General features: G+C 65.4%; 21 protein-coding genes and 1 pseudogene. 18 read left to right on the forward strand and 4 right to left on the reverse strand.

What is annotated here, in order from left to right; translation table 11 throughout:
• Positions 1-89 precede the first annotated feature (89 nt).
• Together AC5JDC_RS27755 and hisG are read left to right on the forward strand one after the other, a co-directional pair.
• The gene (locus tag AC5JDC_RS27755) at positions 90-1,190 is read left to right on the forward strand and encodes an ATP phosphoribosyltransferase regulatory subunit (RefSeq protein ID WP_495846555.1); all 1,101 of its coding nucleotides are present in this window, start codon (positions 90-92) and stop codon (positions 1,188-1,190) included.
• A 378-nt stretch (positions 1,191-1,568) separates the two neighbouring features.
• Positions 1,569-2,270, forward strand: coding sequence for an ATP phosphoribosyltransferase (hisG, locus tag AC5JDC_RS27760; RefSeq protein WP_495846557.1), 702 nt, complete (start codon positions 1,569-1,571; stop codon positions 2,268-2,270).
• Between the two features lie 98 nt (positions 2,271-2,368).
• Here hisG and AC5JDC_RS27765 read toward each other — a convergent pair whose 3' ends face one another.
• Positions 2,369-3,274 carry a hydrogen peroxide-inducible genes activator gene (locus AC5JDC_RS27765; protein ID WP_495846559.1) on the reverse strand — a complete coding sequence of 302 codons (906 nt, stop codon included), beginning with the start codon at positions 3,272-3,274 and terminating at the stop codon, positions 2,369-2,371.
• Between the two features lie 155 nt (positions 3,275-3,429).
• Here AC5JDC_RS27765 and katG point away from each other — a divergent pair, with 155 nt between their 5' ends.
• The 10 genes and pseudogenes from katG (at position 3,430) to AC5JDC_RS27815 (ending at position 13,310) form a co-directional block, all read left to right on the forward strand.
• Entirely contained in the window at positions 3,430-5,628 is a 2,199-nt protein-coding gene (gene katG / locus AC5JDC_RS27770) for a catalase/peroxidase HPI (RefSeq protein ID WP_495846561.1), read from the forward strand.
• Positions 5,629-5,763: 135 nt separating this feature from the next.
• Positions 5,764-6,045: a type II toxin-antitoxin system Phd/YefM family antitoxin gene (locus AC5JDC_RS27775; RefSeq protein WP_495846563.1), complete on the forward strand. Its 282-nt coding sequence runs from the start codon at positions 5,764-5,766 to the stop codon at positions 6,043-6,045.
• Between the two features lie 3 nt (positions 6,046-6,048).
• Positions 6,049-6,462, forward strand: coding sequence for a type II toxin-antitoxin system VapC family toxin (locus AC5JDC_RS27780; protein ID WP_495846565.1), 414 nt, complete (start codon positions 6,049-6,051; stop codon positions 6,460-6,462).
• A gap of 73 nt (positions 6,463-6,535) precedes the next feature.
• Positions 6,536-6,988, forward strand: coding sequence for a GNAT family N-acetyltransferase (locus tag AC5JDC_RS27785; protein WP_495846566.1), 453 nt, complete (start codon positions 6,536-6,538; stop codon positions 6,986-6,988).
• Between the two features lie 60 nt (positions 6,989-7,048).
• A complete protein-coding gene (locus tag AC5JDC_RS27790; RefSeq protein WP_495846567.1) occupies positions 7,049-8,338 on the forward strand; it encodes an RsmB/NOP family class I SAM-dependent RNA methyltransferase in 1,290 nt (429 codons plus the stop codon).
• A gap of 92 nt (positions 8,339-8,430) precedes the next feature.
• The gene (locus AC5JDC_RS27795) at positions 8,431-8,889 is read left to right on the forward strand and encodes a PaaI family thioesterase (RefSeq protein WP_106773557.1); all 459 of its coding nucleotides are present in this window, start codon (positions 8,431-8,433) and stop codon (positions 8,887-8,889) included.
• A 3-nt stretch (positions 8,890-8,892) separates the two neighbouring features.
• Positions 8,893-9,527, forward strand: a pseudogene (locus AC5JDC_RS27800) (5'-methylthioadenosine/S-adenosylhomocysteine nucleosidase).
• A 63-nt stretch (positions 9,528-9,590) separates the two neighbouring features.
• Entirely contained in the window at positions 9,591-11,153 is a 1,563-nt protein-coding gene (gene guaA / locus AC5JDC_RS27805; RefSeq protein ID WP_495846568.1) for a glutamine-hydrolyzing GMP synthase, read from the forward strand.
• A gap of 751 nt (positions 11,154-11,904) precedes the next feature.
• Positions 11,905-12,639 (forward strand): SDR family NAD(P)-dependent oxidoreductase, encoded by a 735-nt coding sequence (locus tag AC5JDC_RS27810; RefSeq protein ID WP_106770692.1) that lies wholly within the window; start codon positions 11,905-11,907, stop codon positions 12,637-12,639.
• Positions 12,640-12,707: 68 nt separating this feature from the next.
• The gene (locus tag AC5JDC_RS27815; RefSeq protein WP_495846569.1) at positions 12,708-13,310 is read left to right on the forward strand and encodes an NADPH-dependent F420 reductase; all 603 of its coding nucleotides are present in this window, start codon (positions 12,708-12,710) and stop codon (positions 13,308-13,310) included.
• 228 nt (positions 13,311-13,538) lie between these two features.
• Here the strand turns inward: AC5JDC_RS27815 and AC5JDC_RS27820 are convergent, their stop codons facing one another.
• A complete protein-coding gene (locus tag AC5JDC_RS27820) occupies positions 13,539-15,281 on the reverse strand; it encodes an extracellular solute-binding protein (protein ID WP_495846571.1) in 1,743 nt (580 codons plus the stop codon).
• Positions 15,282-15,632: 351 nt separating this feature from the next.
• Positions 15,633-16,781, reverse strand: a complete 1,149-nt coding sequence (locus AC5JDC_RS27825) for a substrate-binding domain-containing protein (protein WP_495846573.1) — start codon at positions 16,779-16,781, stop codon at positions 15,633-15,635.
• 474 nt (positions 16,782-17,255) lie between these two features.
• Here AC5JDC_RS27825 and AC5JDC_RS27830 point away from each other — a divergent pair, with 474 nt between their 5' ends.
• The 6 genes from AC5JDC_RS27830 to AC5JDC_RS27855 all read left to right on the forward strand — a co-directional run bounded on the left by AC5JDC_RS27830 (position 17,256) and on the right by AC5JDC_RS27855 (position 24,157).
• Entirely contained in the window at positions 17,256-18,284 is a 1,029-nt protein-coding gene (locus AC5JDC_RS27830) for a thiamine pyrophosphate-dependent dehydrogenase E1 component subunit alpha (protein WP_495846575.1), read from the forward strand.
• A complete protein-coding gene (locus tag AC5JDC_RS27835) occupies positions 18,272-19,261 on the forward strand; it encodes an alpha-ketoacid dehydrogenase subunit beta (RefSeq protein ID WP_495846577.1) in 990 nt (329 codons plus the stop codon). Before AC5JDC_RS27830 ends, AC5JDC_RS27835 begins: the two co-directional genes overlap by 13 nt.
• Complete coding sequence (locus AC5JDC_RS27840; RefSeq protein ID WP_495846579.1) at positions 19,258-20,607, forward strand: dihydrolipoamide acetyltransferase family protein; 1,350 nt, start codon at positions 19,258-19,260, stop codon at positions 20,605-20,607. Before AC5JDC_RS27835 ends, AC5JDC_RS27840 begins: the two co-directional genes overlap by 4 nt.
• Positions 20,608-20,656: 49 nt before the next feature.
• Positions 20,657-21,910, forward strand: a complete 1,254-nt coding sequence (locus tag AC5JDC_RS27845; RefSeq protein ID WP_106770685.1) for a M24 family metallopeptidase — start codon at positions 20,657-20,659, stop codon at positions 21,908-21,910.
• A 72-nt stretch (positions 21,911-21,982) separates the two neighbouring features.
• The gene (locus AC5JDC_RS27850) at positions 21,983-23,113 is read left to right on the forward strand and encodes a CobW family GTP-binding protein (RefSeq protein ID WP_165815963.1); all 1,131 of its coding nucleotides are present in this window, start codon (positions 21,983-21,985) and stop codon (positions 23,111-23,113) included.
• A 165-nt stretch (positions 23,114-23,278) separates the two neighbouring features.
• Positions 23,279-24,157, forward strand: a complete 879-nt coding sequence (locus AC5JDC_RS27855; RefSeq protein WP_495846582.1) for an NAD(P)-dependent oxidoreductase — start codon at positions 23,279-23,281, stop codon at positions 24,155-24,157.
• A 102-nt stretch (positions 24,158-24,259) separates the two neighbouring features.
• Here AC5JDC_RS27855 and AC5JDC_RS27860 read toward each other — a convergent pair whose 3' ends face one another.
• Positions 24,260-25,276: an ABC transporter permease gene (locus tag AC5JDC_RS27860; protein WP_106770682.1), complete on the reverse strand. Its 1,017-nt coding sequence runs from the start codon at positions 25,274-25,276 to the stop codon at positions 24,260-24,262.

The following is a 25,276-nucleotide window of genomic DNA, read 5'->3' on the forward strand; positions in this document are numbered from 1 at the left end:
CAAGGGGGAGGGAGGGCGTCGAGCGCGGCCGCGACAACCCCCTCTGTCGCCTTTGGCGACACCTCCCCCGAGAGGGGGGAGAGGTGCCCATGACCCTCGCCGTCGCCATCAAGACCCTGTTCGCCGAGCGCAACGCCGATCTCGTCGACGTCGCCATCCTGCAGCCGGCCGACCCGTTCCTCGACATGGCCGGCGAGGACCTGCGCCGCCGCATTTTTCTCACCGAGAGCGAGACCGGCGAGCAGCTCTGCCTGCGCCCCGAATTCACCATCCCGGTCTGCCTCGACCACATCCGCACCCAGTCGGGCACGCCGCGCCGCTACGGCTATCTCGGCGAGGTCTTTCGACAGCGCCGCGAAGGCCGGGCGGAGTTCTTCCAGGCCGGCATCGAGGATCTCGGCGATCCCGACACGGCCGCCGCCGACGCCCGGCTGATCGCCGACGCGCATGCCCTGCTCGGGCAGGCGCTGCCCGATGCGAGGCTTGCCGTGACGCTGGGCGACCAGGCGGTGTTCGAGGCGGTGCTGGCGGCCCTCGGCCTGCCGCGCGGCTGGCAGAAGCGGCTGGCGCGCGCCTTCGGCGCGCCGGAGCAGCTTGCCGCCGCCCTTGCCGATCTCGCCAATCCGCAGCGCAAGCGCGGCCTCGGCCAGCCGGCGGCGCGCCTGGTGGCGGCGCGCGACCGCGAGGCGCTGGCCGCCCATATCGGCCGGACCATGGAGGAGCACGGCCTGGCGCCGTCCGCCGGCCGCACGCCGGACGACATCGCGCGCCGCCTCATCGAAAAGGCCGAACTCGGCGCGGTGCGCCTGTCGGAAGAGGCTTTCGCCGCGCTGAAAAAGTTCCTCGCGATCCGCGTGCCGCTTGCCGATGCCACCGATACGCTGGCGCGCTTCGCCGACGAGTCCGAGCTTTACCTCGACACGGCGCTCGACCTGTTCAAGGCGCGCGCCAGGGCCGTGGAAGGACAGGCGATCGGCAACGTCACCTACGACGCGGCGTTCGGCCGCCCGCTCGACTATTATACGGGCATGGTGTTCGAGATCGCCACCTCCGGTGCTGGCCAGCCGCTCGCCGGCGGCGGCCGCTACGACCGGCTGCTCACCCTGCTCGGCGCCGCCGCGCCGATCCCCGGCGTCGGCTTCTCCGTCTGGCTCGACCGCATCGAGGCGCTGCGGGGAGGTGGGCAGTGAACCGGGAGGTCAGATTGGCTGGAGACGTCGACGCGCCCCCTCCGCCAAGCGATGCGGCAGGCCACTGCCTCGGATCCTCCCCTGCGAAGCGGGGGAAGTGCATATGACAAACGGCACGCAACTCGGTCGCCTTACACCCCCACCCCTAACCCCTCTCCACAAGGGGGAGGGGAACTTCGCGGCCGCTTTGCAGAGCAAAACCATCAACGATTGGCGCCTGCCGGAAATGCAAGCCAGTCCCCCTCCCCCTTGTGGGGAGGGGTTAGGGGTGGGGGTAGCTTCATATGCGATTGCCCTGCCTGCAAGGGGGAGGGAGACCACGCGTAGCGTGGTGGAGGGGGCGGGCGCGCTGCAAATTGGCGCGGCCGGAAGTACAACATGACCCTCACCCTCGCCATTCCCTCGAAAGGCCGGCTGCGCGAGCAGGCGCTGGAACTGCTCGCCGCCGCCGGCCTGGCCGTCAGCCTGCCCGGCGACGAGCGAAAATACCGGGCGCGTGTCGAAGGCCGCGCCGACATCGAGATCGCCTTCCTGTCGGCCTCCGAGATCGCCGGCGAACTCGGCCAGGGCAATGTCGACCTGGGCATCACCGGCGAGGATCTTGTGCGCGAGAGCCGCGCCGACTGGGACGCCCGCATGGAGATCGCGGCACGGCTCGGCTTCGGCCATGCAGACGTTGTGGTGGCGGTGCCGGAGGTGTGGCTCGACGTCGATACGATGAGCGATCTCGACGACGTCGCCGCCGATTTCCGCCAGCGCCACGGAAGGCGGCTGCGCATAGCCACGAAATACTGGCGGCTCACCCAGCAGTTCTTCTCGGGCAAGCACGGCATACAGGTCTACCGCATCGTCGAAAGCCTCGGGGCCACGGAAGGCGCGCCGGCGGCCGGCTCCGCCGACATCATCGTCGACATCACCTCGACCGGCTCGACGCTGCGCGCCAACCATCTGAAAATCCTGTCCGACGGCGTGATCCTGCGCTCGCAGGCCTGCCTGGTGGCGTCGCGGCGGCAGCGCGACGCGGCGGATCAGGCGGCGCTGGCGGAGATTGTCGGAAAGGTGGGGGCGAGCGCGAGTTAAGTGCCGGGGACAGTTTACTTTTTTCCGGCTAGCACCAGCCTTGAAGTGCCTCCGCCTTTCTGCGGAAAGAAAGTAAACTGTCCCCTGCGCTTCCTGGATCACGACATCACCGTTTCCCGCAATCCGCGCAGAATGCCGGCGAGTTCGCGGCATTCCTCCTGCCGCGGGCTGTTCCTGCGCCAGGCCAAAGCGATCTCGCGCGACGGCATCGGCTCGGCGAAGGGCACGATCTTAAGGTCGCGGATGGACCGGCTCGGCTCGGCCGCCATTTCGGGGATGAGGGTCACGCCGAGTCCGTGCCCGACCATCTGCAGCAGCGTCGTCAGGCTGGTGGCACCGTAGTTGGAAAGGGCGGTCGGCCGCACGCTGCCGCAAATCTTCAGCGCCTGATCGCGCAGGCAATGCCCTTCTTCCAGCAGCATCAGCCGCTCCAGCGCCGGGCTTTCCGGCGGCACCGGCGGCGCGACGAAATCGGCGTCCTGCTCCGGCACGGCAAGGAAGAACCGGTCCTCGAACAGGCTTTCCGTCACCAGCCCCGGATGCTCGAGCGGCAGTGCCGCGACAAAACCGTCGATGCGGCCGGCGGCCGTCTCCGACACCAGCGACATGGTGACGGCCTCGCGCAGTTCCAGCTGCAGCTCGGGAAAGCGCGTCTTCAGCTCCGGCAGGACCTGCGGCAGCAGGTAGGGCGCCACCGTCGGAATCATGCCGAGCCGGAAACGCCCCTGCATGGTCCGCCTGCCGCGCCGCGCCAGCGTCTCGACCTCGCGAATCTGCGCCAGGATCGCCTCGATGCGCGGCTGCAGCGCGACCGCCTCCTCGGTCAAACGCACCGAGCGGCCGCCGCGCTCGAACAGCCGGCAGCCCAGCCGTTCCTCCATCTCGGCGATCTGCGAGGACAGCGCCGGCTGCGTCACCCCGGCAAGCCCGGCGGCCCGGCCGAAATGCAGCGTCTGCGCCAGCGCGTCGAAATACAGCATCTGCCGGATGGTCAGGTTTGTCATAAGGAGAAGTTATCGGAAAAATCAGGAAAGGCAATTTGTCATTATCGTCGCAAGGGCCTAGTCTGGAACGGTTCCAGATCGCTCGGCCATCCGCGCCCTGCGTCTGGTCGATGATTCAGCAAGAACCCACCCAGACGAGGGAGGCAGGAGAAGCCATGGACGCGAAGACGGACGACAAGGGCGCGGGCAAATGCCCGGTCGCGCACACGCCCGCAGGCAGAAAAAACCGCGACTGGTGGCCGGATCACCTGGACGTCCAGGTGCTGCATCACAATTCCACCCTGTCGGATCCGATGGGCAGGGATTTCGACTACGCCAAGGAGTTCGAGAGCCTCGATCTCGATGCGGTCGTCAAGGACCTGCACGCCTTGATGACCGACTCGCAGGATTGGTGGCCGGCCGACTTCGGCCATTACGGCGGCCTGATGATCCGCATGGCCTGGCATAGCGCCGGCACCTATCGCATCACCGATGGCCGCGGCGGCGCCGGCGCCGGCCAGCAGCGTTTCGCGCCGCTCAACTCCTGGCCGGACAACGCCAATCTCGACAAGGCGCGCCGGCTGCTGTGGCCGATCAAGCAGAAATACGGTCGCAAAATCTCCTGGGCCGACCTCATGATCCTCGCCGGCAACGTCGCGCTGGAATCGATGGGCTTCAAGACCTTCGGCTTCGCCGGCGGCCGCGTCGACGTGTGGGAGCCCGAAGAACTCTACTGGGGGCCGGAGGGCACCTGGCTGGGCGACGAGCGCTACAGCGGCGAGCGCCAGCTTTCCGAACCGCTCGGCGCCGTGCAGATGGGCCTGATCTATGTGAACCCTGAAGGTCCGAACGGCAATCCGGATCCGGTCGCGGCGGCCAGGGATATCCGCGAGACCTTCTTCCGCATGGCCATGAACGATGAGGAGACCGTCGCGCTGATCGCCGGCGGCCATTCCTTCGGCAAGACGCACGGCGCCGGCGACCCGTCGCTGGTCGGCCCGGAGCCGGAAAGCGGCGCGCTTGAGGACCAGGGTCTTGGCTGGAAGAGCAAGCATGGCACCGGTGTCGGCGCCGACGCCATCACCGGCGGCCCGGAAGTCACCTGGACGCAGACGCCGACCAAATGGAGCAACCTCTTCTTCAAGAACCTGTTCGAGAACGAATGGGAACTGACGAAGAGCCCGGCCGGCGCCAAGCAGTGGGTGGCCAAGAGCGGCGAGACGTCCATTCCGGACGCCTTCGATCCGTCGAAGAAGCACCGTCCGACCATGCTGACGACGGACCTTTCGCTGCGCTTCGACCCGGAATACGAAAAGATCTCGCGGCGCTTCTACGAGAACCCGGACCAGTTCGCCGACGCCTTCGCCCGCGCCTGGTTCAAGCTCACGCATCGCGACATGGGTCCGCGCGTCCGCTATCTCGGCCCGCTCGTTCCCAAGGAGACGCTGATCTGGCAGGACCCGATCCCGGCCGTCGACCATGAACTGATCGGCGAGCAGGACGTCGCCGCGCTGAAGGAGAAGATTCTCGCCTCCGGCTTGTCGGTGTCGCAACTGGTCTCCACCGCCTGGGCTTCGGCCTCGACCTTCCGCCGTTCCGACAAGCGCGGCGGCGCCAACGGCGCGCGCATCCGGCTTGCACCGCAGAAGGACTGGGAGGTCAATGAGCCAGCGCAGCTTCAGACCGTGCTTGCAAAGCTGGAAGCGATCCAGAAGGAGTTCGGCAAGAAGGTTTCGCTCGCCGACCTGATCGTGCTCGCCGGCTCGGCCGCGGTCGAGAAGGCCGCCAGGGATGCCGGCGTCGAGGTGAAGGTGCCGTTCACGCCGGGACGCGCCGACGCCTCGCAGGAGCAGACGGACGTCCAGTCCTTCGCGCCGCTGGAACCCCGTTACGACGGCTTCCGCAACTACACCAACAGCGGCAAGCTTCAGTTCATGAAGCCCGAGGAAGCCCTGGTGGACAAGGCTCAGTTGCTGACGCTGACCGGGCCGGAGCTGACGGTGTTGCTGGGTGGCCTGCGCGTGCTCGGCGCCAATCATGGCGGCTCCAGGCACGGCGTCTTCACCGACAAGGTCGGAGCGCTGACGAACGACTTCTTCGTCAACCTGCTCGACATGGGCACGCAGTGGCAGCCGCTGGCAGGCTCCGACGGCGTCTATGAAGGTCGCGACCGCAAGACCGGTGCTCCCAAGTGGACCGGCACGCGCATCGACCTGATCTTCGGCTCGCATTCGCAACTGCGCGCCTACGCGGAAGTCTATGCCACGGCGGACTCGAATGAAAAGTTCGCCAGGGATTTCGTGGCGGCCTGGACCAAGGTGATGAACGCCGACCGCTTCGACATCGGCAGCGAATCCTTACGCGAAGCCGCGTAATCCACCCGGCCGCCGAAAGGCGGTTCGAAGGATCAATGGGAAAGGCCGGGGCACGTCTCCGGCCTTTTTGCATTGTGGCCTCGGCCTTGAAGCAGCTATCCGGCTAGCCTACGATCTAGCCGGATGGAGATTTCCATGGGGAAGGTCTGGACGCTTCAGGACGCCAAGAGCAAGTTTTCCGCCGTGGTCGAGGCCGCGCAGCGCGGCGAGCCGCGGCATGTCACCAAGCGCGGTGTCGACGCGGTGGTGGTTTTGTCGGCGGAGGAATACGAACGGCTGCGCCACAGGGCGCCGAAGCCAAAGAAGACGTTTGTCGAGCATATCCTTAGCGCCCCGAAACTGCCGGAGGGCATGGAGGATATCTTCGATGATCGGGACCAATACCCTTCCGAATACCGCGACATTGATCTCGACTGAGCCATGTTCTTGATCGATACGATGGTTTTGTCGGAGAGCTTCAAGGCTCGTCCGCATCCGGACGTAATTTCGTGGATGACATCGGTTCCGGAACGACCAATCTTCATCAGCGGTGTCGCTGTCGGCGAGATTTCGCGCGGCGTTCGAAAACTGGAACGGCAAGATACGAATCGTGCTGCCGGCTATCGTGATTGGCTGGAAACCATTTTGGAAGATTACGACGGCCGCATACCGCCGATCGCAATCGGTACCATGCGGATGTGGGGACCGCTGACATACGACTTGCGTCATACAAATCCGGACCTTCTGATCGCCGCGACGGCGCTCGAACACGATCTGACGCTCGTCACCCGCAACATCAGGCACTTCGAGCCGACCGGCGTCAAACTCTTCAATCCGTATGAACAGACCGCCTGAGCGTCGCTTGAGCCGCGGGACAGCCGAAGGCTTCACGCTGCGTCGTGCAAACCCCGCGGACATCCCTTTCATCATGGCGACCGAGCGCCTGCCGGGCTACGAGACTCTGGTCGGCCGCTGGGAAGCGGACACCCATGCCGCAGCTTTCGCCGATCCCGCCTATCGCTATTTCATCGGCGAGATCGCAGGAAGGCCGGTCGGCTTCGCCCTGATTAGGGACTGGGCCTCGCCGGCAAAAGTCACCTGCGTCAAGCGACTGGCGGTGGTCGAACCGGGGCAAGGCCACGGCTCCCTTATCCTTCGCCGCGCTATCGACGCCGTGTTCGAGGAGACCGATGCGCACCGGCTGTGGATCGGCGCCTTTCCGGAAAATCTTCGCGCCCGCAGGGCCTATGTCGCTGCGGGTTTCGCTGAGGAAGGCATCGCGCGCGGCAGCGCCTTTTTCGGCGGGGTGTTCCGCGACGAGATGATCCTGTCGATGCTGCGTCCGGAATGGCAGGCGCGGCGCGCCCGCGACGGCTTGTGAAACCTTGCTTGCGTCTGTAACAAGCGCCCATTCGGGTTCACCGAAGGCGGGATCGACGATATGCGACTTGGCGGCAGGCTGGCGGCAGCCATCGAAGTTTTGGACGACATCGGGCGGCGGCATCGGCCGGTGGCGGACGCGTTGAAGGACTGGGGCCTTTCGCATCGTTTTGCCGGGGCCGGCGACCGCGCCGCGATCGGCAACATCGTCTATGACGCGCTGCGCCGCAGGCGCTCCGCCGCCTGGCTGTTCGATGCCGATACGCCGCGGGCGCTCGCCTTCGGTGCGCTGCTGCTCGAATGGGGCGAGACGCCGGAGAGCATCAATCGTGCGCTGGAGGGCGACCGCTTCGCGCCGGCGCCGCTCGACGCGGACGAACTGCAGGCCTTTGCCGCGCGACAGGCCGGCGATGCGCCGTCCGCGGTCCGGGCAGACATCCCCGACTGGTGCGAACCGTTGCTGGAACGCAGCTTCGGCGGCGACTGGGTGGACGAGGCCGGCGCGCTCGCCGCCCGTCCTCCGCTCGACCTGCGCGTCAACACGCTGCTTTCCGATAGACCGCGCGTGCTGGCCGAATTGGCCGAAACCAGTGCGGCGGCGACGAAGCTGGCGCAGTCGGGCCTGCGCATTCCCCCGATCGCCGGCGACGGCCGTCATCCCAATGTGCAGGCCGAGCCCTCTTTCCGAAAGGGTTGGTTCGAGGTGCAGGACGAGGGCTCGCAGGTCGCCGCGGAGCTTGCGTCGGCGCAGCCCGGCATGCAGGTGCTCGATTTCTGCGCCGGCGCCGGCGGCAAGACCCTGGCGCTGGCGGCGGCGATGGACAACAGGGGACAGATCTTCGCCCATGATGCGGAGAAGGCACGGTTGGCGCCGATCTTCGACCGCATCCGCAGGTCCGACGCCCGCAACATCCAGGTGCTGGCCAAGCCGGCCGAAGTCGCCAGGCTCGCCGGCAGGATGGATCTGGTGCTGATCGATGCGCCGTGCACGGGCAGCGGCACCTGGCGCCGCCGGCCGGATGCCAAATGGCGGCTGACCGCCAGGCAACTCGACGTCCGCAAGGCCGAGCAGGCCGAAATTCTCGAAAACGCCAAGGCATATGTGAAGCCGGGCGGCAGGCTGGTCTATATCACCTGCTCGGTGTTCCGCGACGAGAACCACGACCAGATCGGCCGCTTCCTTGATGCGAATCCGGATTTCGCACCCCTCGACCACGAGGCGCTGTTCGCCGGGCGATTGCCGGGGAAGACCGGCGCGGCGCGCATCGACAGGGATCGCGGCATCGTTCTTTCGCCGCTGCGCAGCGGCACCGACGGTTTCTTTTTCGCCGCCTTGTCGCGCCGGGTCTGACGCGGCTCCGCCCTTATTTTGCTGCACTGCAGCAGGAGCATTGCCCGATACTGCCGGCTCTGCGATAACCGGCATCCGGAGGTCGAGAAGCGATGTCGGCAAAGATCGTTCCCAACACGGATTTCGAGGAGCGCGTCCGCGCCTCCTTCGCGCGCCAGCAGGCGATGACGACCATCGGCGCCGAGTTGACCAGCGTGCTGCCCGGAACGGTCGAGATCGAGATGCCGTTTTCCGCCGCGCTCACCCAGCAGCACGGCTTCCTGCATGCCGGCATCATCTCGGCGGCGCTCGATTCGGCCTGCGGCTATGCCGCCTTTTCGCTGATGCCGGAAAACGCGGCGGTGCTGACCATCGAGTTCAAGGTCAACCTGCTGGCGCCCGGCAAGGGCGAGCGCTTCCTGTTCCGCGGATCCGTGACGAAACCCGGCCGCACCATCGTCGTCGCCGACGGCCAGGCCTATGCCTTTGCCGCCGACGGCGAGGCCAGGCTGATTGCCACCATGACCGGCACGATGATGACCGTGACGGGACGACAGGGCATCGAGGGCTGAGCGATGGTGCGGCTGACGGCGCTGGGCGGCAAAAGACTCCTCTTCGTCATGGCGGCGGAGGCCGAGTACGGGCCGCATCTGCGGCGCCTGTTCGTGCCTTTGATGACCGGCGTCGGTCCTGTCGAAGCCGGCATACGCCTGGGCGCGGCGCTGGCACGGCTTGAGGCGGCCGGCACGCTGCCCGACCTTGTCGTCTCGCTCGGCTCCGCCGGCAGCCGCTCGCTCGAGCAGACGGAGGTCTACCAGGCGGTTTCGGTGTGTTACCGCGACATCGACGCTTCGCCCCTCGGCTTCCCCAAAGGCGTCACCCCGTTCCTGGACCTTCCAGCGACGGTGCCACTTGCCCTGCGCATTCCCGGCATCGGCGAGGCGACACTCTCCACCGGCGGCACGATCATCTCGGGCGCGGCCTACGATGCCATCCCCGAGGACATGGTCGATATGGAAACGTTCGCGGTGCTGCGCGCCTGCCAGGTGTTTTCCCTGCCGCTGGTGGCGCTGCGCGGCATTTCCGACGGCAAGGCCGAGCTTCGGCATGTCGGCGACTGGACGGAAACCTGCATGTCATCGACGAGCGGCTGGCGGAGGCGGTCGGCCGGCTCGAGGCGGCGATCGGCGACGGGCTTCTCGCCGGCTGACCGGCAAAGCCGGACCGCGGCGGAAGGCAGATCGGCGTTGCGCAGGAGCGTTTCTTTCATTAAATGCCCGCCATGAAGAACACCGACACCGTCCTCATCATCGATTTCGGCAGCCAGGTCACCCAGCTCATCGCGCGCCGGGTGCGCGAGGCAGGGGTGCATTCCGAGATCGTGCCGTTCCAGTCGGCCGAGGCGGCGTTCAAGCGCATCGAGCCGAAAGCGGTGATCCTGTCCGGCGGGCCGGCCTCGACGCATGAGGCGGGGTCGCCGCGCGCGCCGCAGGTCGTCTTCGAGGCGGGCATTCCCGTGCTCGGCATCTGCTACGGCCAGATGGCGATGTGTGTGCAGATGGGCGGCGTCGCCGAGGCGTCGGACCATCGCGAGTTCGGCCGCGCCTTCGTCCAGGTCGAGAAGGACTGCCCGCTGTTCGACGGCCTGTGGGCGACCGGTCAGCGCCACCAGGTGTGGATGAGCCATGGCGACCGGGTGATCTCGCTGCCCGACGGGTTCCAGATTTTCGGCCGCTCCGAGGGCGCCCCCTTCGCCGTCTTCGGCAATGTCGAGAAGAAGATGTACGGCCTGATGTTCCACCCCGAAGTGGTGCATACGCCGGACGGCGCGAAGCTCCTGCGCAACTTCGTCCACGGCGTCGCCGGCATCGAGGGCGACTGGACGATGTCGGCCTATCGCGACAAGGCCGTCGCCGACATCCGCGCCCAGGTCGGCAAGGGCAAGGTGATCTGCGCGCTGTCGGGCGGCGTCGATTCCTCCGTGGCGGCGCTGCTGATCCACGAGGCGGTGGGCGATCAGCTCACCTGCATCCTCGTCGACCATGGACTGATGCGCAAGGACGAGGCGAAGAATGTCGTCGCCATGTTCCGCGAGCACTACAATCTGCCGTTGATCATGGTCGACGCCGCCGACCGGTTCGTCTCGGCGCTGGAAGGCGAGAGCGATCCCGAGAAGAAGCGCAAGACGATCGGCCGGCTGTTCATCGAAGTGTTCGAGGAGGAGGCGAAGAAGCTGGGCGGTGCCGATTTCCTCGCCCAGGGCACGCTCTATCCCGACGTGATCGAGAGCGTGTCCTTCTCCGGCGGTCCGTCTGTGACGATCAAGAGCCACCACAATGTCGGCGGCCTGCCCGAGCGCATGAACATGAAGCTGGTGGAGCCGCTGCGCGAGCTGTTCAAGGACGAGGTGCGGGCGCTGGGCAAGGAACTCGGCCTGCCCGAGCATTTCATCGGCCGCCATCCGTTCCCGGGACCGGGGCTGGCGATCCGCTGCCCCGGCGGGGTGACCCGCGAAAAGCTCGACATCCTGCGCGAGGCCGACGCGATCTATCTGGACGAGATCCGCAAGGCCGGCCTTTACGACGCCATCTGGCAGGCTTTCGCTGTTCTGCTTCCCGTGCAGACGGTCGGCGTCATGGGCGACGGCCGCACCTACGAATTCGTCTGCGCCCTGCGCGCCGTCACCTCGGTCGACGGCATGACCGCGGATTTTTACCACTACGACATGGGTTTCCTCGGCGCCACGGCGACGCGCATCATCAACGAGGTGCGCGGCATCAACCGGGTGGTCTACGACGTGACCAGCAAGCCACCCGGCACAATCGAGTGGGAATGACGGGGAGTACTGTGGAGTAAAGCAGGATAGCGTGGCGGATTATATGCGACCTTTTCCCAGCGATAGTGGTCGATAGTTCTCGCATCACTCTGTCATCTGCAAATAATTCTACCGACACTAACGTCCAGCGCGTAAGAGCTAACGTGCGATTGCATGAAGTACTCTGAGGGTCTGCAACCGTGAAGACGTAGGTTCAAATCCCCCCCGCGCAACCACGCTACAGCGCTGGGCCAACCTGGTCCACGACCCACTCCGCGTGCGTGTCATGCTGGTGACAACCGCTGACAGGTGCGCAGCGATAGCCGCTATGTGCCTTCGGTCATTCAATGGTCGCGGCAGCACTCTATGCACAGATGCTATCGGTCGCTTCGGTCTTGGGCTTCAGGAAGCGATTTTGACGATAAGGCCGACATCTGCCGGCGGCTGTGAGAGACACCCGCATCATTCTCACCTGCAAACTCGAACAAAGCTAGAACAACGGCTTTGACAAATCTCAGAATCGGTGGATTATTCTCAAGTCGTTGCAGCGTCATTCACCTCTTGTTGGACGCTGCGGGTGCAGAAACGATCCCACAGCCGTGTAGGTTTTGCTAGTTTTCTACTCAATAACCGCCGGCGTCAGTCGTGCAGCCGGATCGATTTCGCACCACCGATGTGCGCGCTTCCGCACTCAACGCCTGACTCCGGCGGACCCATGTTGAGGTTCTCGGGGGCGTCCCCGAAAGACCAAGGACGGAGCAAAGGATAAGTCATGGGAAAGCTTGAGGGTAAGGTTGCAGTCATCACGGGTGGATCGAGCGGCATGGCGCTGGCAAGCGCGAACCGGTTCGTTGAGGAGGGAGCCTATGTTTTCATCACGGGCCGGAGGCAGGAGGCGCTGGATGAGGCCGTCAAGCTGATCGGCCGGAACGTGACCGGCGTGCGCGGCGACGCGTCCAATCTCGACGACCTCGATCGCCTGTTCGACACGGTCAAGCGGGAAAAGGGCAGGATCGACATCCTGTATGCGAGCGCCGGCGTGGGCGCAGGCGTCCCGCTGGGTGAGATTACCGAGCAGCACTTCGATGCGACCTTCAACCTGAATGCGCGCGGCACGCTGTTTACGGTCCAGAAGGCGTTGCCGCTGTTCAACGACGGCGGATCGATCTTCATGACCGGGTCCGTTGCTTCGCTCAAAGGCTTTCCTGGTTACAGCGTGTATGCGGCGAGCAAGGCGACGTTGCACGCATTCGCACGCGGTTGGCTCAATGAGCTGAAGGGCAGGAATATCCGGGTGAACGTGCTGCACCCGGGGCCGATCGCCACACCGATGCAGGACCAGGTTCTCACCGCCGAAGCGAAGCAGATGTTCGAATCCCTGATCCCGCGTGGAACGATGGGTCTTCCTGAGGAAATCGCAGCGGCCGCGCTGTTTCTTGCGTCCGACGATTCGAGCTTCGTGAACGGGGTGGAACTGGCTGTCGACGGCGGCTTCTCGGCCATTTGAAATCGCGCCGGATCGCCGGAAGTGTTCGCGGCGGACGTTCACACATCAACACGGATCGGAGAAATATCATGAGCTATGCGATCATAGGATTCGGCAAGATAGGCCAGGCCCTCGCCCACGCCTTCGCCCGTAAGAACATCGACGTGACCGTCGCGAGCCGCCGGCCGCCCGAGGCGTTGGCGCCAGAGGCTCTGGCGATTGGACCCAGGGTCGTCGCCAAGTCGCTGCGCGATGCACTCGAGGCCGACACGATCATCCTGGCGGTCCCGTTCTGGGAGCACCGCGAGGTGGCGAAGGCCCTGCCGAGCTGGGAAGGCAAGACGGTCATCGACGCGACGAACACGTTTGGCGTTCTTCCTGAAGAGCTGGACGGCCTCCCGTCCTCCGCCTTCGTCGCCAAGGCGTTCACCGGCGCCAGGCTCGTGAAAGGTTTCAATCACCTGGTTGCCGCCACCCTGGCTGCCGATCCGATCGTCGAGGGCGGCCACCGGGTCGTTTTTCTGTCTGGTGACGACGAGGACGCGATCGCTCCCGTGGCGGATTTGGCCAAACAGCTCGGGTTCGCACCCGTCAAGCTGGGAAAGCTCAACGAGGGTGGCGCGCTGGTGCACGCACGCGGCCGCACTTGGGGTCCGCTCATCTTCCAGGATTTGTTCAAGAAGGACCAGTAATCGATCCACGACCGTGTGATCGACGCCGAGACCTGGTCGCGCTAGCGATTTTCGCAGCGGATCGCGCGACGGCCGGTAGTCGGGTCGTGCCCCGCAACTTGATCGCCTTCGGCAAGGTTGGCAGTCGGCTCATTGCGATACTCGTTCCGGCCGTAGCGACCGGCTTGCCACTTCCTGAAAGCGGCGTCACCGGCGGTGGCGCTGGAAGTGGAGAGCGACAGATGATGATCAGTAGTGGTCGGCGTCGCGCATCACCTTGTCGATTCGATTCTGGCTGCGCTCCAGCGCTTCGCGATCGGTCAGCTCGCCGTTGAGCGCTGCGAAGATTTCCTCGCCGAGGATGTGCTCGACCACCGCATATTCCGGAATCGGCGGGCGCTGCCATGTGTGCAGCTTGTTCTGCTTGGCCAGCCGGTCGGCGAAGCGCACGATCGGCGTCGTCGCCGCGGCTTCCGGATCCGCGGTGACCGAGAAACGGGGTGCGACCGGAATGCCGTTCTTGACATGCTCCTTCATGGCGGCGGGCGAGGCCATCCACGAGATCGACTCGAATGCGAGTTTGGACCGCTCCGGCGGCAGGCCGGCGGGGATGGCAAGCAGGAAACCGCCGATAGGGCTGACCGTCGCACCCCCTGGTCCGTGCGGGTGCGGCAGGTATTCGACCTTGCGTTTCACCACGGAATGGATGTCGTATTCGAAGCGCGAGGCGCGCATGGTCCAGCAGTAGATCATTGCCGCGCGGCCCAGCATGAAGCAGTCGAGTGCGCGGTTCCAATCCATCAGCAGGATGTCGGGCGGCGAGATGGCAAGAAGCTGGCGCATGTAGTCGAGCGTGCGAAAGCCCTGCTCGCTCAGCACGCGCGGGCGGTACATTTCGCCGGTCATGTTGTTGTAGTCGAAGGCGACGCGCGACATCGGCGCGTTAATCACCGGCACCCCGCAGCAGCCCATGAAGAACATGAAGGAGTGGGCGACCGGCATGCCTTTCGCCGCGTTCCACACGATTCCCTGCATGCCGCGCCTGGGGTTGTGCAACTCCCGGCCGGCTTCCAGCACCTTGTCGAAGGTGGTGGGCGAATGCAGCTTGTGCTGCTCGAACAGATCCTTGCGCACGGCGAGCGTTTCGATCGTGGAGTAGATCGGCACGCCGTATTGCTGCCCGCCCCAATGCCCGGTGTTCCAGATGTTGGGGTGGAAATCGAGCGGGTTCAGGTTGCTGTCGCGCAGATACTCGCCGAGCGGCTGCACGATGCCGCCCTTTACCGCTTCGCCGAGCCAGGGGATGTTGATGCAGATGACGTCGTATTCGCTTTCCCTGCGCCGGGCGTTGCGGAAGAGCTCTTCGTGCAGCTCGGGCAAGGCCAGAAGCTTGAAGTTCTTACGGGACGACAGCTTGCTGCGGAAATCCGACCACATGTTCCGCATGGCTTCGAAATAATTGTCGTCGTTGAGCAGGAAGCGCAGGTCCTGCGTCGGCGAATTGCGGTTCTCCATGATCTTCAGCGGCGGGATGATCTGGTCGACGATGTAGGAGCCGCCGAAATAGTAATCGTCGACGTTGGCATTGCCGGCACCCAGGCCGAAAGTCTCGGCGAGCAGCACCTTCACTTTCATCGCATAGGAAATGAAGTTCGATTTGAGCCGTTGGCTCGGCACGAGATTGTAGGATTTGCCGCCCGGATTTCGCTGCCTTTTCTCGATGTCGCCGTCCTCGATGAGGCGGTGGATGCGGCGCATCGCGCTGGCGAACGGGATTTGCGACACCAGGGCGAGAGAAGACATGGTGACGACGTCGCCGCGCAGATGGCTCTTCATCAGGAACAGGACGATGTTCCATACCGGATCCGGATCGGCATTCCGGAGCTTCTCGTCGTATGGTGTGCGGATGCGCTCGAGGAAATTGATTATGCGCAGCAGCTCATAGTCCGTCATGCGGTGCAACGTGTGATCCTCCGCAGGAAAAACTATCATCGTCTGCCTCCGTTATCACAAAGGCGGCCGGTACGCGTCTGGGCCGCTTGCCGTTCGGGTGCCTGATCGATCCGGGCCAGCGCGAAGCCCGCTATGTCTGCGCGACACCGCCCGCGAACCGGACCTTGCGGGCGGACGCCGGCTCGGACGCGCCGCGGGTCAGGCAATAGAAGCACTTCGGGGCACCCGGCCCGATATCGTCACGCTCGAGAGCCATCCGCGACAGCGAGGCCGAGACGACGCCCGCCGCAGCCGGTGTCGCGCGGCCAACGGTGGTTGGCCGGCTCCGGAATCTCGAAAGCCGGCCTCGAACCGGGCGCCGCCACCGTGCCGCGGCGACGCCGGCTGTCCTCATTGCGGATAGTCGACCTTGAACGTCGTCGGATCGTAATCGGAGCCGAGCCCGGTCGACAGGATCAGATCGTTGGACCTGTCCAGCCGCGCATAGTCCTCGGCCCAGCGATCGGCCTTGACCGACGTGGTCTCGTCGCCCTTGGAGATCGAGATGTCCGAATTCACCGCGTAGATCTTCGGCACCGGCTTGCCGGCCAGAACGTCGAGCGCAACCTGCACCGCGACGCCGCCCATAGCCGGCGGATAGTCGAAGTTGAGCACCGGCACCTTGTGCTGCACGGCCTGCTTGATGCAGCCGTTGAGATCGGCGCAGGTGATCGGCGGAATCGTGCCGTCTTCCCACCCGGCCTCGACAAAGGCCTCGAGCGCACCCGATGCCTGGAGGCCCGAGTCCGACCACACGGCGTCGATGGCCTTGCCGTGCTTCTGCAGCAGTGCGGCCATCACCTGCTTGCCCTTGACCGGGCTCCACTCGGTGTACTGCATGTCGATGATCTTGATGTCCGGATATTCGGCGAAGACCTGCTTGGCGGCGGCGATGCGGATTTCCGCCGGGCTGGCGCCGGCGAGACCGGGCAGCATGATGACGTTGCCCTTGCCGCCGAGCTTTTCGACGATCCACTGGGCGTAGAGGCGGCCCAGCACCTGGTCCGACGCGGTGATGAATGAGACGAAATTGTCGGAAGTCACACGGCGGTCGACGAGCACGACCGGCACGCCCTGCGTCATCGCCTGGCTGACGATGGGGTCGAGTTCCTGGGCGGTCGCCGGCGACACGATCAGCAGGTCGACGCCGCGCTGCAGGATGTCCTGCACGTCCGATACCTGCTTGGCCGCATCGTCGTTGGCGTCGGTGATGATCAGCTTCGAGATCTTGTCCTTGTTGTCGGCCGCCGCCTTCTGCACGGCATGCAGCAGGCCGACACGCCAGACGTTGGAGATCGAGGCGTTCGAGAAGCCGATGACGTAGGGCCCGTCCTTCTTGAACTGGGACGTGTCGGAATACTGGATGTCGGTCGATGCCCACAGAATGGTGCGCGGCTTGCCGCTGTACCCCTCCTTGGCCTCCTGCGCGTGGCTCGTGCCAGCGACCGTGCCCGCGATCAGCACCGCGAGCAGGGCGCTCTTCGTCAACATGCCTTTCATCGTTTCCTCCCTTCGTGTTGTTCAAGTCGCCGCCGGCGATCCTTGCAGTTCATGCTCGGGAAGGCCGCTGCCGTTCGGACAATCGAACACACCGCCGGACAAAGCCCGTCGCGCAGAGCGAACCAGAAGCAAGGAACGGGGAGGAATGTACGACGTGCTTCCGCGGGTAGGCCGTCAGCCTCCTCAAGCTGAAGCCCTTGCCCATGGCGCCGCCCGGTTATGCCGGGACCGGCAATTCTCCTCCTCATTCAGGGGCGATGCTAACACCGTCAAAACAGAGTGCAGTCCCGCGAATTCTCATTTTGAGAGTTTGTACAATGCGAGGGCCAGAGGCTCGAAGGCCCCGTCCGTTCCCCGTCGCATCAGGTTTCCGAAGGCCGGGCCGGCCGGCAATCGATTATCCATTTTGAGAATATTGGGCCGTGTCTCCCCGGAACGACTTTGGCATGGTCGGGCCTCTAGGGTGGATCCGCGATGACAAAGAAGAAAGATGGATCAGGCTCGCAAGGCCTGACAAACGACGATATCGGCGCCGATCTCAGACGCGAGATGTTTCGCCTCCAGGTTGAGATTCGCGACTGCGAGAAGCGCGCCAACGACCTGTTCTTCCAGAACCTGATCAAGGGGACGAGCCATCTGTCGCTCGGCCAGGAGGCGATCGCCGCCGGCATGGCGGTGGCCATGCGGCCTGGCGATAAGTCCTTCTGTACCTACCGCGGGCACGCCCACACGCTGGCGCGCGGCGTTCCCATGGAGAAGGTGCTGGGCGAGCTGATGCTGCGCGACAACGGCCTGATGCGCGGCAAGGGCGGATCGATGCACCTGACCTCGGTCGAGCACGGCGTGATGGGATCCTACGCCATCATCGGGGCACACCTTCCGATTGCGTGCGGCGCCGCCTGGCGTGCGCAGTATCTGGGTGAGAAGGACGTTTCGGTCTGCTTCTTCGGCGACGGCACGACGAATATCGGCGCCTTCCACGAGGCCCTCAACTTCGCCGCCATCTGGAAGCTGCCGGTCGTCTTCGTCTGCGAGAACAATCTCTACATGGAATACACGCCGATCGGCGACGTCACCGCGGTGGAGCATCCGGCAGCCGACCGCGCCTCCGCCTATGGGCTCGAGCGCATCGTCATCGACGGCAACGACGCGGATGCGGTCTATCGCACCGCACTGGCCGCTTTCGGCAAGGCGAGGGCGGGCGAGGGGCCGACGCTCATCGAGTGCATGACCTATCGCCATTCCGGCCATTCGCGCGCCGACCCGGCCAAATATCGTCCGGCCGGCGAGCTGGAGAAATGGCTGGAGAAGGACCCCGTCAAGATCTACCGCGCCCGCCTTCTCGAATTCGGCATAGCGGAGGAGGAGATCAAGGGCATCGAGGCTGAGAGCAAGCGCAAGGTCGAGGAAGCGACGGAGGTGTGCAAAGAGTCGCCCCCCGCGCCCGACGACATCCTCACCACCGACGTCTATGCCGATGGGGGCTGGTCATGGCGGAACTGACCTATCGCGACGCCGTGGCGCGCGGCATCGCCCAGGAAATGCAGCGCGACAACAACGTCGTTTTCCTCGGCGAGGACGTCGCCAAGGCCGGCGGCGTGTTCAAGGCCACGGTCGGCCTGTACGAGCAGTTCGGGCCGCTGCGCGTGCGCGACACGCCGATCTCCGAGCAGGCCATTCTCGGCGCCGCCATGGGCGCGGCGATGACCGGGCTGCGGCCGATCGCCGAGATCATGTTTGCCGATTTCGCGGCCGTATGCTTCGACTACATCGCCAACGAATTCCCCAAGCTGCGCTACATGACCAACGGCCAGCTCGGCTGCCCACTGGTCGTGCGCACCGGCAACGGTGGCGGGGCACGGTTCGGCGCCCAGCATTCCCAGTCGATCGAGAACTGGACGATGATGATTCCCGGCCTGAAGGTCGTGGCGCCGTCGTCGCCGGTCGACGTCATCGGCCTGATGGCGGCGGCCGTGCGCGACGACAATCCGGTGATCTTCCACGAGCACAAGTCGCTCTATGCCATCAAGGGCGAGGTACCGGACGGCGAGATCGTCGACACGCTCGGCACCGCAAAGATCCTGCGTCCCGGCAAGGATGCGACGATTCTTGCGCTGGCGCTGATGGTGCCGCGCGCATTGCAGGCGGCCGAGACGCTCGCCGCCGAGCACGGCATCGACTGCGAGGTCATCGACGTGCGCTCGCTGGTGCCTCTCGACACCAACACCATCCTCAACTCCGTCGCCAGGACCGGAAGGCTGTTCACGGTGGAAGAGAATCCGCGCCTGTGCGGCTGGGGCGCGGAGATCGCCTCCATCGTCGCCGACGAGGCGTTCTGGGACCTCGACGGGCCGATCGTGCGCATCACCACGCCGCACATCCCGCTGCCCGCCGCCGACCACCTCGAGGATTTGGCGCTGCCCAGCGCCCCGCGCATCGTCGAGCGCATTGCGCGCACCATGAACGGATCGGCAAGATGAGCACGCAGGTCCTCATGCCGCAGCTCGGCGAGACCGTCGCCGAAGGCAAGATCCTGACCTGGTTCAAGTCGGAAGGCGCCGAGGTCCAGGAAGGCGACAACCTCTTCGAGATCGAGACTGACAAGGTCACGATGGAAGTGCAGTCGACCGCTGCCGGCAAGCTGTCCTCCATCCGCGTCCAGGCCGGCGAGGTCGCCAAGGTCGGTGCGGTGGTCGCCGTGATCGGCGGGGAGCGCGAGGCGGCCGCTACGCCGCGGATTTCTACTCCGCAGCGGGCTGCGGCGCCATCCGCCGCACCTGCCGCCAATGGTCGGGCCACGCCTTCGCCGGCACCCGTTCCAACCATGCGCTCGCCGTTCGAGGAAGTCGCGACACCGGCGGAATCGTTCGGAAACGCGAAAGGCCCGCTCGGGCTGCGGCTGACCCCGCTGGCGCGCCGCCTCATCGCCCAGAACGGCCTCGATGCCGAAGCGATCGCCAGGCAGGTGTCGGCGGCCGGCGGTTCGAAGATATCCGAGAAGGACGTGCGGGCAGCTCTTGCCGCTCCTGCACCCGCCGACGCGCCGGACACGGGCGGGGCGGGCCCGGTCGTCTCTCCTCCGGCATCTCCGAAACCAGTGGCGATCGCTCCGTTGCCGGGCAGCGTCATGCAGCTCAATACCATCCGCAAGCGTACCGGCGAGCGGCTGGCGCAAAACTGGCAGACGATCCCGCACGTCTTCCAGGCGATCGAGGTGGATTACACCGTGGTCGAGACCGTGCGTGCGGCGCGCAAGGCCTCTTTCAAGGCGGAGACCGGCGTTTCCCTGACCTACCTGCCGTTCATCGCACGGGCGAGCTGCATCGCGCTGAAGGAGTTTCCGCAGGTCAACGCCCAGTTCGACGGCAGCCAGCTTGCGCTCGCCTCCGAGGTCAATCTCGGCATTGCGGTGGACCTGTCGCATAACGGGCTGGTGGTGCCGGTTGTCCGTAACGCCGATGATCTGACGCTGCCTGGCCTGGCGAAGGCGATCGCGCGCCAGATCGACAAGGCACGCACCGGCAAGCTCACTGGAGACGACTTCGCCGGCGGCACTTATTCGATCAGCAACAACGGCGCGTTCGGCACGTCCTTCACGGCGCCGATCATCAACGCGCCGCAGGTGGCGATCCTTTCGACGGACGCGATCCGGCTCAAGCCGGCGGTGGTGGAGACTGAGCAGGGCGCGTTCGTCGCCCCGCGTCTGATCGGCATTGTCGGTCAGAGCTTCGACCATCGCGCCTTCGACGGGGCCTATTCCGCGGCGTTCCTGTCGCGGCTGAAGGCAATACTGGAAACCCGGGATTGGGCAGCCGAGTTCGCATAAGGCCCCGCTTCGACAAAGTGCATGGACTAGGCAGAGGAGCCGCACGAAAATGAAATACAACAGCCCGTATTCAACGGCTTCCTGGGGCCAGATGGCGAAGGACTGGGAGCAGGGCGTCGACTACAGCCGGCTCTCCAAGGATCGCCTCGCCCGTGCCCAGCGGGCCATCAAGCATGCCGGTCTCGGCGCGGTGCTCTGCTTCAACTTCGACAATATCCGCTACGTCACGGCCACCCACATCGGCGAATGGGCGCGCGACAAGTTCATGCGGTATGCGCTGTGTCCGGGCGAAGGCTCGCCCTTCCTCTGGGATCCGGCCCCGCCGGCCAAGCGCATCGCCTCGCCCTGGATCGCCGACAACGTCGCGGCGCCGCTCACGACGATGCAGGGCGCCATCCCGCCGCACATGAACGTCGCGCGCGATTTCGCCCGCCAGATCAAGAAGGCGCTGGTGCATTACGGCATCGACAAGGAGCCGCTCGGCATCGACATCATGGAACTCGGGATGATCCGGGCGCTCGAGGCCGAAGGCATCGAGGTGGTCGACGGCCAGCAGGCGCTGCTCGATGCCCGCGAGATCAAGACGACCGACGAGATCGAACTCCTCAAGATGGCGGCCGCCATGGTCGACGCCACCTATGTCGACATCGCCCGCGCCATCCGCCCCGGCACCAAGGAGAACGAACTCGTGGCGATCGCCAACGACCGGCTCTTCCGCATGGGCTCGGAGCGGGTCGAATGCGTGAATTCCGTGTCGGGCCAGCGCGGCCGCCCGCATTCCCACACCTTCTCCGACCGCATGATCCAGCCGGGAGACATGATCTTCCTCGACATCATGCACTCCTACAACGGCTATCGCACCTGCTACTACCGCACCTTCATCTGCGGCGAGCCGAACAAGGCGCAGATCGACGCCTACGAGACCGCCTCCAAATGGATCAGCGCGTCGATCGACATGATCCGTCCCGGCATCACCCCGGACGAGGTTGCCGCCGTATGGCCGGACGCGCAGGACTTCGGCTATCGCGACGAGGCGGAGGCTTTCCTGCTGCAGTACGGCCACGGTGTCGGACTGTCGCTGTGGGAACGCCCGATCTTCTCCAAGCGTTTCCGCGGCCAGAACACCCCGCTCAAGGAGGGCATGGTGTTCGCGCTCGAGACATGGAAGGGTGCCGAGGACGGAACCGGCGCCGCCCGCATCGAGGAGGAGGTCGTCGTGACCAAGGATGGTTGCGAGATCATCACCAATTTCCCGTCCGATCGACTGATCTCCTGCGGCCTGCCCGGCTGCGAGGTGTTCTGAGACGGGCCAGGACCAGAGTGAGCCGATCCCATGGCAAGCCAAACGCGACGGAGCAGTGCTGGTCGCATCCCGGTGACTCTCGTCACCGGTTTTCTCGGCAGCGGCAAGACCACGCTCATCAATGCGGCGCTGAGGGCGCCGGGCATGGCCAACACGGTCGTCGTGGTCAACGAATTCGGCGAGGTCGGCCTTGACCATCAGCTCGTTACCTCGTCGAGTGATCAGGTCATGGTGCTGGAGAACGGCTGCCTCTGCTGCACCGTCCACAGCGACCTGGTCGGGACGTTGAACGGCCTCTACCACGACCGCGCGGCCGGCCGGATTCCATCCTTCGACAATGTCGTCATCGAGACCTCGGGCCTTGCCGAGCCGGGGCCCGTGCTGCAGGCGTTCCTGTCGGAGCCGACGCTCGACGGCCTCTATCGCGTCGCCACCGTCATCACGCTGGTCGACGTCGTCAACTGGCGAGGTACGGTCGAGCGTCACGACGAGGCGGTGCGCCAGGTGGCCTTTGCCGACCGCGTGCTGCTCACCAAGCTCGACCTGGCCGGCGATCCGCAGGCGGAGGCGCTGGCGCGGCGCGACATCGCCGATCTCAATCCGGCGGCGGAAATAGAGATCGTCGACTGGTCGCCGAAAGCGGTGGCCGCCTTGCTGACCGACAAGGGCTTCGACGCCGGCGACAGCAAGGCCGATCCGCGCCCCTGGTTGAAGGTCGCTGCACACGAAAACCCTAATGATCATCATCATCACGACCACGGCCATCACCATCATGACCACGCCGGCCACGACCACGATCACCACGAGGCGCACTACCATCTCCGTGGCAAGGGGGTGGAAAGCTTCGTGCTGACGCGGGAGGCGCCGCTGTCGCGCGACGAGCTGCAGTTCCTGCTCGACGGTATCAGCCAGAACCTCGGCGCCGGCCTGCTCAGGGTGAAGGGACTGGTCAACATCGCCGGGGAGAGCGGCAAGCCGGCGGTCATCCAGGGTGCCCAGCATCTGCTGCATACCATGACTTGGCTCGACCGCTGGCCGGACAAGGACGACCGCACGCGCATCGTCTTCATCACGCAGGGCATAGCCAGCGCGGAGCTGCGCGAGATCGTGGAGCTTCTGGACCGTGTCGGCGCCCGGACGTTCAAGGCGCGCGAACGGGCCAAGATCCTGCAGGAAGCCGTCGCCCGGCGCAGCGCCGGCTGAGCGGTAGTCGGCGCCCGTTGGGTCGGGAGATTACCTGCGGTTTCGGGCCGCGCCTTACACGACCTGAGCAAGCCATTGCGGAGAGTGGCGGACGACATCATCATTTGGTTCCGCCTCCGGCGCCTGTTCGAGCGATCGGACAACGGGTTCACGAAGGAGACCGTCATGAGAATAGGTTGGATCGGCCTCGGCAAGATGGGATTGCCCATCGCCCGGCACATCCACGCGGCGGGCAATTCGCTGACCGCCTATGCGCGCAGCGACGCCAGCGCGGAGAAGGCGGCCGCCGCGGGCTATCCGGTGGTGCGCGACATGGCTGCGCTCGCCGCCGCCAGCGACGTCGTCATTTCCTCGATTTCCGACGACGCGGCGCTCCACGAGGTCGTTACGGCTGACGGCGCTTTGGCCACGCACCTCATCAAGGGGCAGACCTATATCGACACCAGCACCGTTTCGCCGGAAGCCTCGGCCGCCGTGGCCGATCTGCTCGGGGCCAAGGCTGTGCCCTATCTGCGCGCGCCGGTTTCGGGTTCCACGGCCACCGCCGAGGCGGGTGCACTGACCAGCATCGTCTCGGGTCCGCGCGCCGAGTTCGATCGGCTGACGCCGCTTTTCGAAAGCTTCACCAGGACCCGCTTCTGGCTCGGCGAGGGCGAGCAGGCGCGCTACATGAAGCTCGCCGTCAATTCCACGCTTGCCGGCATGGCGGCGCTGATGGCCGAGGCGCTGGCTTTCACTGCAAAAGGCGGCATCTCGCTCGCCGACGCGGTCGAGGTCTATTCGAAAAGCGCGGTCGCCACCCCGCTGCTCGACTACAAGCGCGCCATGATCCTGGAAGGCAGATACGACCCCGCCTTCGCCGTGACGCAGATGATGAAGGACCTGGACATCGCGCTGTCGGTCGGACGCGACCTGCATGCCCCCCTGCCGCTTGCCGCGCAGGTGCGCCAGCAATACGAGGCCGCCTATCTGCACGGCCGGGGCGAGCGCGACATGTTCGTGCTGGTCAAGGAGATGGCGGACCTGGCGGGGGCCGGCAAGTAGCTCGTATTTCGGCCGGACGGAACCGGCTTGCAGGATAGGATTCCCCACTGCGGATTGGGTGCCTCCGATCAGACCTCGGCGGTCCTGCTCGCGCTGGCCGCGTCAGGCGCGAGGGGCTTCGCCGCTCAGCCGCGTGATGATCAGCGCGAGCAGGATGATCGCGCCGTAGCAGGCGTCGATCCAGAAGGCGGCTATGCCGGAAAGCGTCAACACGTTCTGCAGCAGGCCGAGCAGCAGCACGCCGGTCAGCGCCCCGATCATCCGCCCCTGTCCGCCGTTCAGGCCGATGCCGCCGATGACGGCCGCGGCGAAGACGTAGAAGATCATGTTCTGGCCCTGGCCCGCCATGACGGAAGCGATGCGGCCGGTGAGCAGCAGGCCGGCAAGCGCAGCCAGCAGGCTGCCGACGATGAAGACGCCGATGGTGATGCGCTCGACCGGGATGCCGGCGACGCGCGCCGCTTCCGCATTGCCGCCGATGGCGTAGATAGCGCGGCCGATGCGGTGATAGCGCATCATCAGCCCGAAGAAGAGGAAGAGCAGGCCGGCGATCCAGATCGACGCCGGGGCGCCGAACCATTTGGCCGTGCCGAGATAGAGGAACTCCGACGGCAGGTCGAACAGCGTCTGCCCGTTGGTGATGCCGAGCGTCATGCCGCGCAGCAGGATGAGCACCGCGAGCGTTGTGATGAAGGCGTTGAGCTTCAGCTTGACCACCAGCAGGCCGTTGACCGTGCCTACCACGAGCCCGACGGCGAACAGCACGGCGATGCCGGCATATCCGCTGATGCCGATGCCGGAGCCGCCGACATAGGTGTCGACGATCATCAGCCATGCGGCGAGCATCGGCGCGAGGCCCACCGTCGATTCCAGCGAGAGGTCGAACTTTCCGCAAATCAGGATCAGCGACTGGGCGATGACGAGGATGGACAGCTCGGACGATTGCTGCAGCACGTTGAGCAGGTTTTCGGGCAGCAGGAACGACGATGACACGAAGCTGCCGACGACCATCACCAGAGCGATCACCGGGATCAGCACCAGGTCGCGCAGATTGAGCCTGCTGAACAGGTTCGAGCCGGCGGAGGTGGCCGGAATGCTTCGGGATGCGGTGCTCGCCAT

The sequence above is a fragment of the Kumtagia sp. genome, assembly GCF_059502445.1.